We start from the raw sequence: 13501 nt of genomic DNA on the forward strand, positions 1-13501 counted from the left end.
ACGGCGTACGGCGCCCGCTGGCCGCGGCGCTGGAGGACGCGGCCGCCCGGGCCGGAGCGGGACCCGCCGCGCGCACCTGCCGGCCACAGCCGCGGCGACCGCGCCGCGGGGGGGGCGTCAGCGGTCCGAACGTCAGCGCCTGCCTAGGCGTCGTAGACGTCCGCCTTCTTCGGCGACACCTCCTGCACGCCCACGCTGAGGGCCGCGGACCGCGCACCGAACTTCTCCGTGTCCACGCCGTTCTCCCGCAGCACTTTCAGCGCCGCCGCGTGCACCACCCGCAGCACCGGGGTGGCGGCGCGCAACGCGTCGTCCGCCATGAAGCGGTGGCGCCAGGGCTGGTCGGCCCACGCGTGCCGCAGACCGAACGGCTCGGGCAGGGTCAGTTTGCCGCCGAGCCAGTTCAGCAGCGCGGGGTGCCAGGTCAGCGGGGCGCGCGCGGCCAGCCGTACGACCTCGTCGGCGTCCACCAGGGGCAGCTTCACCTTGCGGGTCTCCCAGAACCGGAACGCCTTCTGCACCTCCCTCTCCTTGGCCGCCGGCTTCTCGTAGAACAGGCCGTTGACCGGGCCGAGGGCGTGCCCGGTGACCTCGATGCGCAGAGTCTCGTGCAGCACCGTCACCGTGATCAGCATCGTGATCACCAGCTGGCCGTCCCACAGCGTCCACTGGACGCCGAGGTAGTGCCGGTCCCCGCTGCCGAACTGCTGCTTGTTGCAGATGTCCTGCACGGCGTGCGTCCTGATCGTGTAGGCGTCGACGTCCGTGCCGCTCGGCCGGGCCACCTCCTGCGCGTTCTCCCCGATCGGGGTGACGATCCAGTGGGTGACGGACGGCTTGGGGAAGCCGCCGGTGTTGATGGGGGTGCGTTCCAGCATCCCGAGCCCGCCCTGGATCGCGGTGATCACGTCCCAGCTGCGGAAGGGGTGGAACTCCTTGCCCGGGTCGGCGGAGACCAGTTCCTCGGCCAGCTGCCAGCTGCCCCAGCGGGTGCCCATGCCGAGTATGCCTTTGGGCCCGGCGTAGAAGACGGAGTTGGAGCGCTGCTCGGCGCTGAGCCGGGCGAGCTCCTTGCGCACCTGCTCGGCCGCGTCGCCGGGGCTGCCCGGCACCGCCTCGGGGATCTTCGCGCCGAGGCCGCCGCCGGACAGCAGGCTCGTCCAGCGCTCCCGCAGGTCTTGCGCCGTGCGCTCGCAGATCTGCTTGGCCAGGAACCAGCCGACGACCGGCATGACGACCGACGCGCGCGCGTACCAGGCCCAGAAGCCGGAGAAGGGCATCTTGAGCAGGAAGAGCACCGCCAGGGCGCCCACGGCGAGGAGCAGGGTCGTCGCGAGCGCGCCGGAGCGCCTGCCCTCCCGCCTGCCGACGGTCGTGCGCAGGGTGAACACCATCAGCCAGACGAGGAAGCCCGGCAGGAACAGCACCCCGCACAGCACCGTGACCGCGGTGAGCCGGTTGTCGCGCTCCCGGCGGATGCGGTGGGCCGCCAGGCAGTGCTCGACGACGGCCTGCGGCTCGATGCCGAAGGACTGGATGAGCGGCTTGCGGCCGGCGCCCAGCGTGCGGTCGATCACCGCGCGGGAGAACGCCTCACCCAGTCGCGGCCGGAAGATCCTCGCCCATGGCCGGGGCAGGGTGACCGCCGACTTGTGCCACTCGTTGTTCGCCTCGAGGATCTTGGTGACCTCGTCGTCCCGGTACGCCGCCGAGGCCAGCGCGTAGGTCGCCGCCGTCTGACCCGCGGAGCCCGACAGGGGCACCTGCGCCCCGGGACTGAAATCGAAGCCGTCCGTCACTGCCGCCCCCTCGCCGCCCGTCCCTGCATCTGCGGCCTTCCCGACTTCCGTCCTGCGCACACCTGTTGATCAGGTCATCAGCGTATCCGCCCGCGCGGGGCTCCGGAGGCGGACGGCCGAAGCCGCCCGGTCTCCGGAGGAAAACCTTCCGCGGGCGCGCCGTTGTGCGCCCGGCGCGTCAACTACGAGGCCTCCCGCTCCTGTTCACGCACCCGCTGGGCGACCTGTGGCGGCATCGGCTCGTGCCGGGCGTACCGGCGGTCGAACCGGGCGGTGCCGTGCGACAGGGACCGCAGGTCGATCGCGTACCGGCCGATCTCGATCTCCGGCACCTCGGCCCGCACGAGGGTGCGGCCCCCGGCCGTCTGCTCGGTGCCCAGCACCCGGCCGCGGCGCCCGGACAGGTCGCTCATGACGGCGCCCACGAAGTCGTCGCCGACCAGGACGGTCACCTCGGCGACCGGCTCCAGCAGATGGATGCGCGCGTCGGCCGCGGCCTCCCGCAGCGCCAGCGCACCCGCCGTCTGGAAGGCGGCGTCGGACGAGTCCACCGAGTGCGCCTTGCCGTCCACCAGCGTGACCCGCATGTCGACCAGCGGGTTGCCCGTGGCGACCCCCTTGGCGGCCTGGGCCCGCACTCCCTTCTCCACCGACGGGATGAACTGCCGGGGCACGGCCCCGCCGACCACCTTGTCGACGAACTCGATGCCCGAGCCGGCCGGCAGCGGCTCGACCTCGATCTCGCAGATGGCGTACTGGCCGTGACCGCCGGACTGCTTCACGTGCCGCCCCCGCCCCGCCGACCTGCCCGCGAAGGTCTCCCGCAGGGCGACCCGGTGCGGGACGACGTCGACCTGGACGCCGTACCGGCTGCGCAGCCGCTCCAGGGCGACGTCCGCGTGGGCCTCGCCCAGGCACCACAGCACCACCTGGTGGGTGTCCTGGTTCTGCTCCAGCCGCATCGTCGGATCCTCGGCGACCAGCCTGTTCAGGCCCTGGGAGAGCCTGTCCTCGTCCGCCTTGCTGTGCGCCCGGACGGCGAGCGGCAGCAGCGGATCCGGCATGTCCCACGGCTCCATGAGCAGCGGCTCGTCCCTGGCCGACAGGGTGTCGCCGGTCTCGGCCCGGCTCAGTTTCGCCACGCACACCAGATCACCGGCGACGGCGTGCGTCACGGGCCGCTGCTGCTTGCCGAACGGGGTGGACAGGGCGCCGACGCGCTCGTCGGCCTCGTGGAAGGCGCGGGCCTCGTGCCCGTGGTCGGCCAGGCCGTGCCCGCAGACGTGGACCGTCTCGTCCGGGCGCAGGGTGCCGGAGAAGACGCGGGCCAGGGAGATCCGGCCGACGTACGGGTCGGACGAGGTCTTCACGACCTCCGCGACCAGCGGCCCGTCCGGGTCGCAGGGCTCCAGCGCCCGCGGGGTGCCGTCCATCCCGCTGATCCGCGGCGCCTCGCTCTCCGCCGGGGTCGGGAAGCCGCGGGTGATCAACTCCAGCACCTCTACGGTGCCGATGCCCTGCCGGGCGCCCTCGACGGCCGGGGCGGCGGCCAGCACCGGGAAGAAGCTGCCGCGCGCCACGGCCCGCTCCAGGTCCTGGACGAGCGTTTTGACGTCGACCTGCTCACCGCCGAGGTAGCGGTCCATGAGGGTCTCGTCCTCGCTCTCGGCGATGATCCCCTCGATGAGCCGGTTGCGGGCCTCGTCCATCCGCGGCAACTGGTCCTCGCCCGGCTCGGACTCCTTGCGTTCCCCGGAGGAGTAGTCGAACAGCTTGCGCGTCAGCAGCCCGACCAGACCGCACACGGGCGCGTGCCCGTCCGGGCCCGGCGCGCCGTGCAGCGGCAGGTACAGCGGCAGCACGGCGTCGGGGTCGTCCCCGCCGAAGGCCTCCGCGCACACCCGCGTCATCTCGTGGAAGTCCGCGCGGGCTGCCTCCAAATGGGTGACGACGAGGGCACGCGGCATGCCGACGGCCGCGCACTCCTCCCACACCATGCGGGTCGAGCCGTCCACGCCGTCCGCGGCCGAGACGACGAACAGGGCCGCGTCCGCCGCGCGCAGACCGGCCCGCAGCTCCCCGACGAAGTCGGCGTACCCGGGGGTGTCGAGGAGATTGATCTTGATGCCGTCCCACTCGACGGGGACGAGGGACAGCTGTACGGAGCGCTGCTGCCGGTGCTCGATCTCGTCGTAGTCGGACACGGTGCCGCCGTCCTGGACGCGGCCCGCCCGCTTCACCGCTCCCGCCGTGAGGGCGAGAGCCTCCACCAGGGTCGTCTTGCCCGAGCCGGAGTGGCCGACCAGCACCACGTTCCGCACGGACGCGGGATGGTCGGCCGCCACCGCCCTGCCGGCGGCTCCGGGGTGTGCGTTCGCCTTGTCGCCCATGGCCTTGCCTCCCGTGCAGGTGAGGTCAGTTGTGGGCGCGGACGTGCGGGGCCGCGGGGACTGGCGGCCTCGACGACGCCCGCGGTTATTCGAGCTTTCCACTCCCGTCACGCCGCGTCCATACGAGCGACCCGATCCCGCCCGCGCCCGCGGGGCCGCCGGCCCGCCCGTCATGGGGTCCGGGTGCCCGCAGGTCGCGCACCCGCGCGCGTGGCTACGATGGGCCAGCCGGTGGCCAGCAGGGGCCAGGCGGCGACACCGACCCTCGGGAAGGCCATGCTGAACAAGTACGCGCGTGCATTCTTCACGCGTGTCCTCACACCGTTCGCCGCGTTTCTCATCCGCCGGGGCGTCAGCCCCGACACGGTCACGCTCATCGGCACCGCCGGTGTCGTCGCGGGCGCGCTGGTCTTCTACCCGCGGGGCGAGTTCTTCTGGGGCACGGTCGTCATCACGCTGTTCGTGTTCTCCGACCTGGTCGACGGCAACATGGCCCGCCAGCTGGGCCGCTCCAGCCGCTGGGGCGCCTTCCTCGACTCCACCCTCGACCGGGTGGCCGACGGCGCGATCTTCGGCGGCTTCGCCCTCTGGTACGCGGGCCACGGCGACGACAACGTCCTGTGCGCCGTGTCGATCTTCTGCCTGGCCAGCGGCCAGGTGGTGTCGTACACCAAGGCCCGCGGCGAGTCGATCGGCCTGCCGGTCGCCGTCAACGGCCTGGTCGAGCGCGCCGAACGGCTGGTGGTCTCGCTGGTCGCGGCCGGCTTCGCGGGTCTGCACAAGTTCGGTGTGCCCGGCGTCCAGTACCTGCTGCCCGTCGCTCTGTGGATCGTCGCCGTCGGCAGCCTCGTCACGCTGATCCAGCGCGTCGTCACGGTCCGCCGGGAGTCCGCCGAGGCGGAGGCCGCGGCCGGGCACGAGCACGGGGGAGAGCACGGGAACGACGGCACCGGCGGGCCGGGCGGCCGACGCAACGCCTCCCGGGGGAGCGGAGCGACCACGTGAGCGCCCAGGAACGCCTCACCGACGCCCTGTACGGGCTCGGCTGGGGCACCGTGAAGCAACTGCCCGAGCCCGTCGCCGTCCGCCTCGGCCGCACGATCGCCGACATCGCCTGGAAGCAGCGCGGCACGGGCGTGCGGCGGCTGGAGAGCAACTACGCCCGCGTGGTGCCGGAGGCCTCACCGGAACGCCTGGCCGAGCTGAGCCGCGCCGGCATGCGCTCCTACCTGCGCTACTGGATGGAGTCCTTCCGGCTGCCCGCCTGGAGTGCCGAGCGGATCCGCGCCGGCTTCGACCCCAAGGACGTGGACATCCTGACCGACGGCCTCGCCGCCGGGAAGGGCGTCGTGCTCGCGCTGCCGCACCTGGCCAACTGGGACCTGGCGGGCGCCTGGGTCACCACGCAGCTGCGCATCCCCTTCACGACCGTCGCCGAGCGCCTGAAGCCCGAGACGCTGTACGACCGCTTCGTCGCCTACCGTGAGAGCCTCGGCATGGAGGTCCTCCCGCACAGCGGCGGCTCCGCCTTCGGCACGCTGGCCCGGCGGCTGCGCGACGGCGGCCTCGTCTGCCTGGTCGCCGACCGCGACCTGTCCGCCTCGGGCACCGAGGTGACGTTCTTCGGCGAGCGGGCCCGGATGCCCGCGGGACCTGCCCTGCTCGCCCAGCACACCGGCGCCCTGCTGATGCCCGCCACGCTCTGGTACGACGACTCGCCCGTCATGCGGGGCCGCGTCCACCCCCCGATCGAGGTGCCCCGCACGGGCACGCGCGCCGAGAAGACGTCCGCCATGACGCAGGCGCTGGCCGACGTCTTCGCCTCGGGCATCGCCGACCACCCGGAGGACTGGCACATGCTGCAGCGGCTGTGGCTCGCCGACCTGGACCCCGCGAAGGACCCGGGCGGACCCGGCCGTGCCGGGGAGGGAGCCCGGTGAGGATCGGCATCGTCTGCCCGTACTCCTGGGACGTGCCCGGCGGAGTCCAGTTCCACATCCGGGACCTCGCCGAGTACTTCATCGGCCTCGGCCACGAGGTGTCCGTCCTCGCGCCCGCCGACGACGACACCCCCCTGCCGCCGTACGTCGTCTCGGCCGGCCGCGCGGTGCCGGTGCCGTACAACGGCTCGGTGGCCCGGCTGAACTTCGGCTTCCTGTCCGCGGCCCGGGTCCGGCGGTGGCTGCACGACGGCGCGTTCGACGTCATCCACATCCACGAGCCGACCTCGCCCTCGCTCGGCCTGCTGACCTGCTGGGCCGCCCAGGGGCCGATCGTCGCCACCTTCCACACCTCCAACCCGCGCTCGCGCGCGATGATCGCCGCTTACTCGATCCTGCAGGCCGCCCTGGAGAAGATCAGCGCGCGGATCGCCGTCAGCGAGTACGCGCGCCGCACCCTCGTCGAGCACCTCGGCGGGGACGCGGTCGTCATCCCCAACGGCGTCGACGTCGGCTTCTTCGCCAAGGCCGAACCCGACCCCGCCTGGCAGGGGGACACCATCGGCTTCATCGGGCGGATCGACGAACCCCGCAAGGGCCTGCCGGTGCTGATGAGGGCCCTGCCGAAGATCCTCGCCGCCCGGCCGCGGACCCGGCTGCTGGTCGCCGGACGCGGGGACGAGGAGGAGGCCGTCGCGACGCTGCCCGCCCCGCTGCGGTCGCGCGTGGAGTTCCTCGGCATGGTCAGCGACGAGGACAAGGCGCGGCTGCTGCGCAGCGTCGATCTGTACGTCGCCCCGAACACCGGCGGCGAGAGCTTCGGCATCATCCTCGTGGAGGCCATGTCGGCGGGCGCCCCGGTCCTCGCCTCGAACCTGGACGCCTTCGCGCAGGTCCTGGACCGGGGCGCGGCCGGCGAACTGTTCGCCAACGAGGACGCCGACGCCCTGGCCGACGCGGCCGTGCGGCTGCTGGGCGACCCGGAGCGGCGGCGGGAGCTGCGCGAGCGGGGCAGCGCCCACGTCCGGCGGTTCGACTGGTCGACCGTGGGCGCGGACATCCTGTCCGTGTACGAGACGGTGACGGCCGGGGCGGCGGCCGTGGCGGCCGACGACCGGGCCACGGGCCTGTGGGCCCGGTTCGGCCTGGCCCGCGACTGACCGGCTCCGCAGCCGGCGTCCGCCTCGGGGCTGGCGGTCACGCCGCCGGGCCACGGCGCCTGGCGGCGGATCCGGGGAGGAGGGCGCGATCCGTGCACCGGGCGCCGGGCCGCGGTGCGCGCACAGGACGGCGGGCCCGGGGCGCGGACGACGGCGATGGGCCGGGTCCGCGGCGCACACGCCGCTGCCGCATGGCGCACGCGCCCCTGGCGAACGGGACAGGCGTCGCTGCCGCACTGCGTCCCGCCGCTGCGACGTACCGGCCGGGACGCAGGGGCGGCTTCCTTCCCGCCCACGCACACCCGGACCGGACTCAGCAGCCGGTCCCGGCTCCGGCGCCGGGCGGGCCGGCCGGAGCACCTGGCGCCGGGGTGCGGCGGCCGCCCCGGACGCCCGGCGGACCGGCCGCGGCCGGTCACCGCCCGCCCCGGTAGCCTTGCCGCCCGTGACCGCAACCCTCGTCTGGATCCTCGTCGCGCTCGTCGCCGTCGGCCTGTACCTCAGCTGGACGGCGGGCCGGCTGGACCGGCTGCACGCCCGCATCGACGCCGCCCGTGCCGCGCTCGACGCCCAGCTGCTGCGCCGGGCCTCCGTCGCCCAGGAACTGGCCACCTCCGGCGTGCTCGACCCGGCCGCCTCGATCGTGCTGTACGAGGCCGCGCACGCCGCCCGGCAGGCCGAGGAGGAGCAGCGGGAGGTCGCCGAGAGCGAGCTGAGCCAGGCGCTGCGGGCCGTCTTCGCGGAGACCCCGCAGGTCGAGGCGGTCCGCGAGGCGCCCGGGGGAGAGGACGCGGCCCGGGAGCTGACCGAGGCCGTGCGCCGGGTCCCGATGGCCCGGCGCTTCCACAACGACGCGGTCGGAGCGGCCCGCAGGCTGCGCGAGCACCGCAAGGTGCGCTGGTTCCGGCTGGCCGGCCACGCGCCCTTCCCGATGGCCTTCGAGATGGACGACGAGCCGCCCGCGGCCCTGGTGGACCGGACGGCCTGACCCCTCCCGGCGGGCCGCCCACAAGGGCGTTCCGGTCGCCAGGACCCAAAAAGGATCCACCGGCTTGCCATTGGCCCTTGCTGTGGCCTGGTCCACTCGCGTTTCCTCGGGGAAGCAACAACCGCCTTTCCCCGAGTGAGGTCACCTCGTGTCCACCACGATCCCCAACTCCGACCAGACCCCCGAGACCGGCACCGCCCGCGTGAAGCGCGGCATGGCCGAGCAGCTCAAGGGCGGCGTGATCATGGACGTCGTCACGCCGGAGCAGGCGAAGATCGCCGAGGACGCGGGCGCCGTCGCGGTCATGGCCCTGGAGCGGGTCCCGGCCGACATCCGCAAGGACGGCGGCGTGGCCCGCATGTCCGACCCGGACATGATCGAGGGCATCATCGACGCCGTCTCCATCCCGGTGATGGCCAAGTCCCGCATCGGCCACTTCGTCGAGGCCCAGGTCCTGCAGTCCCTCGGCGTGGACTACATCGACGAGTCCGAGGTCCTCACCCCGGCCGACGAGGTCAACCACTCCGACAAGTGGGCGTTCACCACCCCCTTCGTCTGCGGTGCCACCAACCTCGGCGAGGCCCTGCGCCGTATCGCCGAGGGCGCCGCGATGATCCGCTCCAAGGGCGAGGCCGGCACCGGCAACGTCGTCGAGGCCGTCCGCCACCTGCGCCAGATCAAGAACGAGATCGCCCGGCTGCGCGGCTTCGACAACCACGAGCTGTACGCCGCCGCCAAGGAGCTGCGCGCCCCGTACGAGCTGGTGAGGGAGGTCGCCGAGCTGGGCAAGCTCCCGGTGGTCCTCTTCTCCGCCGGCGGCGTGGCGACCCCGGCCGACGCCGCGCTGATGCGCCAGCTCGGTGCCGAGGGCGTCTTCGTCGGCTCCGGCATCTTCAAGTCGGGCGACCCGGCCAAGCGCGCCGCCGCCATCGTGAAGGCCACCACCTTCTACGACGACCCGAAGATCATCGCGGACGCCTCCCGCAACCTCGGCGAGGCCATGGTCGGCATCAACTGCGACACCCTCCCCGAGACCGAGCGCTACGCCAACCGCGGCTGGTGAGCCGCGCCGCCGAGGCCCTGAAGCCGCACGCACAGAGGACTGCACGAAACACATGACCGACGCACCCGTCATTGGCGTCCTGGCCCTCCAGGGCGACGTACGGGAGCACCTCATCGCCCTGGCCGCGGCCGACGCCGCGGCCAGGCCGGTGCGGCGCCCCGAAGAGCTCGCCGAGGTCGACGGCCTCGTCCTCCCCGGCGGCGAGTCCACCACCATCTCCAAGCTGGCCGTCCTCTTCGGAGTGATGGAGCCCCTGCGCGCGCGGGTCCGCGCCGGCATGCCCGTCTACGGCACCTGCGCGGGCATGATCATGCTCGCCGACAAGATCCTCGACCCGCGCTCGGGCCAGGAGACCATCGGCGGCATCGACATGATCGTCCGCCGCAACGCCTTCGGCCGGCAGAACGAGTCCTTCGAGGCCGCGGTCGACGTCAAGGGCGTCGAGGGCGACCCCGTGGAGGGCGTCTTCATCCGCGCGCCCTGGGTCGAGTCCGTCGGCGCCGGGGCCGAGGTGCTCGCCGAGCACGACGGCCACATCGTCGCCGTCCGCCAGGGCGACGTCCTGGCCACGTCCTTCCACCCGGAACTCACCGGCGACCACCGCGTGCACACCCTGTTCGTCGACATGGTGCGCGCGAAGCGGGCAGCGGAGTCCTTGTAGGATCTCTGGGGGTACCTCCGGGCTCGACGAGCGCCGGGGGAGTTCGTTGCAGGGCTGGGTTACGCGAAGGAGACAGGCAGATGTCCGGCCACTCTAAATGGGCCACGACGAAGCACAAGAAGGCCGTCATCGACGCCAAGCGCGGCAAGCTCTTCGCGAAGCTCATCAAGAACATCGAGGTCGCGGCCCGCATGGGCGGCGCGGACCCCGAGGGCAACCCGACGCTGTACGACGCCATCCAGAAGGCCAAGAAGTCGTCGGTCCCGAACAAGAACATCGACTCCGCGGTCAAGCGCGGTGCGGGCCTCGAGGCCGGCGGCGCCGACTACGAGACGATCATGTACGAGGGCTACGGTCCGAACGGTGTCGCGGTGCTCATCGAGTGCCTCACCGACAACCGCAACCGCGCCGCCTCCGAGGTCCGTGTCGCCATGACCCGCAACGGCGGCTCCATGGCGGACCCGGGCTCGGTGTCGTACCTGTTCAACCGCAAGGGCGTCGTGATCGTGCCCAAGGGCGGGCTGAACGAGGACGACGTCCTCGGGGCCGTGCTGGACGCCGGCGCCGAGGAGGTCAACGACCTCGGCGAGAACTTCGAGGTCATCAGCGAGGCCACCGACCTGGTCGCGGTCCGCAGCGCCCTGCAGGACGCCGGCATCGACTACGACTCCGCCGAGGCCAACTTCGTCCCGACCATGCAGGTCGAGCTGGACGAGGAGGGCGCCAAGAAGATCTTCAAGCTGATCGACGCGCTGGAGGACAGCGACGACGTGCAGAACGTCTTCGCCAACTTCGACGTCAGCGACGAGGTCATGGAGAAGGTCGAGGCGTAGGCCGGCCGGCTCCACGGGCGCGACGGGCCGACGGTGCGCCACCGTCGGCCCGTCCCCTTGTCCGGCGCCGCCGTACGTCGTTGTCGGTGGCACCCGATAGCCTGCACAAACAGGCGATCGAGGAAAGGGGCGCGCGTGCGCGTGCTGGGGGTGGACCCGGGGCTGACGCGGTGCGGGGTCGGTGTCGTCGAGGGCGTCGCGGGCCGGCCGCTGACCATGCTCGGCGTCGGCGTCGTCCGCACCCCCGCGGACGCCGAGCTGGGACACCGCCTGGTCGCCGTCGAGCAGGGCATCGAGCAGTGGCTGGACGAGTTCCGGCCCGAGTACGTCGCCGTCGAGCGGGTCTTCAGCCAGCACAACGTCCGCACGGTCATGGGCACCGCCCAGGCCAGTGCCGTCGCGCTGCTGTGCGCCACCCGCCGCGGACTCCCCGTCGCCCTGCACACGCCCAGCGAGGTGAAAGCCGCCGTCACCGGCAGCGGCCGAGCCGACAAGGCGCAGGTCGGCGCCATGGTGACCCGACTGCTGCGGCTCAGCGCGCCACCGAAGCCCGCCGACGCCGCCGACGCCCTCGCACTCGCCATCTGCCACATCTGGCGCGCGCCCGCGCAGCAGCGGCTGCGGCAGGCCGTGGCCCAGCGGGCGGCGACAGCCGGCCCGAACACATCCGACACGTCGAAGGGGCGTAGCGCATGATCGCCTTCCTCAGCGGCACGGTGGCCGCGCTCGCTCCCGACGCCGCGGTGCTCGAGGTGGGCGGCGTCGGCATGGCCGTCCAGTGCACGCCGAACACGCTGTCGGCGCTGCGCGTGGGCCGGCCGGCCAGGCTCGCCACCTCCCTCGTCGTACGCGAGGACTCGCTCACCCTCTACGGCTTCGCCGACGACGACGAGCGCCAGGTCTTCGAGCTGCTGCAGACCGCGAGCGGCGTCGGGCCGCGCCTGGCCCAGGCCATGCTGGCCGTGCACAGCCCCGACGCCCTGCGCCGCGCCGTCTCCACCGGTGACGAGAAGGCGCTCACCGCCGTCCCCGGCATCGGCAAGAAGGGCGCCCAGAAGCTGCTGCTGGAGCTGAAGGACCGCCTCGGCGAGCCGGTCGGCGCCCCCGCTGTCGGCGCGCCCGTGACGAGCGGCTGGCGCGACCAGCTGCACGCCGCCCTGATCGGGCTCGGCTACGCCACCCGCGAGGCCGACGAGGCCGTGGCGGCCGTCGCCCCGCAGGCCGAGGCCGCGGAGGGCACCCCGCAGGTGGGCGCGCTGCTGAAGGCGGCCCTGCGGAGCCTGAACCGGGCCCGCTGAGCGCCGCAGCCCGCGCACGGCCCGGCCGTGCGGCCCGGAACGGCCCGGGCGCCGCACCCCCGGAAGGACACCCTCCGGGCCACCGCCCGACCGACGCACCCGGCACCACCGGCTAGGAGAACTCGAGTGAACTGGGACGACACGACCGACAGCGCCGCCGAGGGGCTCGGCGGCGGCGCCGTGGAGCGGCTGGTGGGTCCGGTCGCCGACCGTGAGGACCAGGCCGTCGAGGCCGCCCTGCGCCCCAAGGACCTGGGTGAGTTCATCGGCCAGGAGAAGGTCCGCGAACAGCTCGACCTGGTCCTGCGCGCCGCCCGCGCCCGTGGCGCCACCGCCGACCACGTGCTGCTGTCCGGCGCCCCCGGCCTCGGCAAGACCACCCTGTCGATGATCATCGCGGCCGAGATGGGCGCCCCCATCCGCATCACCAGCGGCCCCGCCATCCAGCACGCCGGCGACCTCGCCGCGATCCTGTCCTCCCTCCAGGAGGGCGAGGTGCTCTTCCTCGACGAGATCCACCGGATGTCCCGGCCCGCCGAGGAGATGCTGTACATGGCGATGGAGGACTTCCGGGTCGACGTCGTCGTCGGCAAGGGCCCCGGCGCCACCGCCATTCCGCTCGAACTGCCGCCGTTCACGCTGGTCGGCGCCACCACGCGTGCCGGCCTGCTGCCGCCCCCGCTGCGCGACCGCTTCGGCTTCACCGCGCACATGGAGTTCTACGAGCCCGCCGAACTGCAGCGCGTCATCCACCGGTCGGCGCACCTGCTCGACGTCGAGATCGACGCCGACGGCGCCGCCGAGATCGCCGGCCGCTCCCGCGGCACGCCCCGCATCGCCAACCGCCTGCTGCGCCGGGTGCGCGACTACGCCCAGGTCAAGGCGGACGGCCTGATCACCAGGGAGATCGCCGCGGCCGCGCTCGCGGTGTACGAGGTGGACGCCCGCGGCCTCGACCGGCTCGACCGGGCGGTCCTGCAGGCGCTGCTGAAGCTGTTCGGCGGCGGCCCGGTCGGCCTGTCGACGCTGGCGGTCGCGGTGGGGGAGGAGCGGGAGACCGTCGAGGAGGTCGCCGAGCCGTTCCTCGTCCGGGAGGGCCTGCTCGCCCGCACCCCGCGCGGCCGGGTCGCCACCCCCGCCGCCTGGGCCCATCTCGGCCTGACCCCGCCGCGCGCGTCAGCCACGGGAAACGGACAACAGGACCTGTTCGGGGCGTGACGGCGTGCGCAGTGGCCCGGGCAGGAACCCAGGTGCCATGCTGAGCGTTGTTCCTTGTGCGCGGACTCGCTTAGACTCCGCCGATGCCGCCCCAGTCGGCAGCACACCTACACCCCCATCCAGAAGGCCGCCCACCAACGCGGTCGTGTGA

At 73.4% G+C, this 13501-nt stretch carries 12 protein-coding genes; 10 read left to right on the forward strand and 2 right to left on the reverse strand.

Annotated elements, in window-relative coordinates; translation table 11 throughout:
- Positions 1–143: 143 nt before the first annotated feature.
- Positions 144–1799: a hypothetical protein gene (locus ABZ920_RS07225; RefSeq protein WP_361499681.1), complete on the reverse strand. Its 1656-nt coding sequence runs from the start codon at positions 1797–1799 to the stop codon at positions 144–146.
- A gap of 182 nt (positions 1800–1981) precedes the next feature.
- The gene (locus tag ABZ920_RS07230; RefSeq protein ID WP_361499683.1) at positions 1982–4189 is read right to left on the reverse strand and encodes an elongation factor G-like protein EF-G2; all 2208 of its coding nucleotides are present in this window, start codon (positions 4187–4189) and stop codon (positions 1982–1984) included.
- 219 nt (positions 4190–4408) lie between these two features.
- On the opposite strand from ABZ920_RS07230, the gene pgsA reads away from it, so the two are divergent.
- The 10 genes from pgsA to ruvB all read left to right on the forward strand — a co-directional run bounded on the left by pgsA (position 4409) and on the right by ruvB (position 13350).
- Positions 4409–5194, forward strand: coding sequence for a phosphatidylinositol phosphate synthase (gene pgsA, locus ABZ920_RS07235; RefSeq protein ID WP_361499684.1), 786 nt, complete (start codon positions 4409–4411; stop codon positions 5192–5194).
- Positions 5191–6129, forward strand: coding sequence for a phosphatidylinositol mannoside acyltransferase (locus tag ABZ920_RS07240; RefSeq protein ID WP_361499686.1), 939 nt, complete (start codon positions 5191–5193; stop codon positions 6127–6129). Before pgsA ends, ABZ920_RS07240 begins: the two co-directional genes overlap by 4 nt.
- Positions 6126–7289: a glycosyltransferase family 4 protein gene (locus ABZ920_RS07245; protein WP_361499688.1), complete on the forward strand. Its 1164-nt coding sequence runs from the start codon at positions 6126–6128 to the stop codon at positions 7287–7289. Before ABZ920_RS07240 ends, ABZ920_RS07245 begins: the two co-directional genes overlap by 4 nt.
- A gap of 445 nt (positions 7290–7734) precedes the next feature.
- Positions 7735–8277 carry a hypothetical protein gene (locus ABZ920_RS07250; protein WP_361499690.1) on the forward strand — a complete coding sequence of 181 codons (543 nt, stop codon included), beginning with the start codon at positions 7735–7737 and terminating at the stop codon, positions 8275–8277.
- Positions 8278–8425: 148 nt separating this feature from the next.
- Entirely contained in the window at positions 8426–9340 is a 915-nt protein-coding gene (gene pdxS / locus ABZ920_RS07255) for a pyridoxal 5'-phosphate synthase lyase subunit PdxS (RefSeq protein WP_361499692.1), read from the forward strand.
- Positions 9341–9392: 52 nt separating this feature from the next.
- The gene (gene pdxT, locus ABZ920_RS07260) at positions 9393–10001 is read left to right on the forward strand and encodes a pyridoxal 5'-phosphate synthase glutaminase subunit PdxT (protein ID WP_361499694.1); all 609 of its coding nucleotides are present in this window, start codon (positions 9393–9395) and stop codon (positions 9999–10001) included.
- 80 nt (positions 10002–10081) lie between these two features.
- A complete protein-coding gene (locus ABZ920_RS07265) occupies positions 10082–10834 on the forward strand; it encodes a YebC/PmpR family DNA-binding transcriptional regulator (protein ID WP_361499696.1) in 753 nt (250 codons plus the stop codon).
- Positions 10835–10969: 135 nt separating this feature from the next.
- Complete coding sequence (gene ruvC, locus ABZ920_RS07270) at positions 10970–11530, forward strand: crossover junction endodeoxyribonuclease RuvC (RefSeq protein WP_361499698.1); 561 nt, start codon at positions 10970–10972, stop codon at positions 11528–11530.
- On the forward strand, positions 11527–12132 hold the full coding sequence (ruvA, locus tag ABZ920_RS07275; protein WP_361499700.1) for a Holliday junction branch migration protein RuvA: 606 nt from the start codon (positions 11527–11529) through the stop codon (positions 12130–12132). Before ruvC ends, ruvA begins: the two co-directional genes overlap by 4 nt.
- A 126-nt stretch (positions 12133–12258) precedes the next feature.
- Positions 12259–13350 carry a Holliday junction branch migration DNA helicase RuvB gene (gene ruvB / locus ABZ920_RS07280; protein WP_361499704.1) on the forward strand — a complete coding sequence of 364 codons (1092 nt, stop codon included), beginning with the start codon at positions 12259–12261 and terminating at the stop codon, positions 13348–13350.
- Positions 13351–13501 lie beyond the last annotated feature (151 nt).

This window comes from Streptomyces sp. NPDC046831 (assembly GCF_040645305.1).
Lineage (GTDB): Bacteria > Actinomycetota > Actinomycetes > Streptomycetales > Streptomycetaceae > Streptomyces.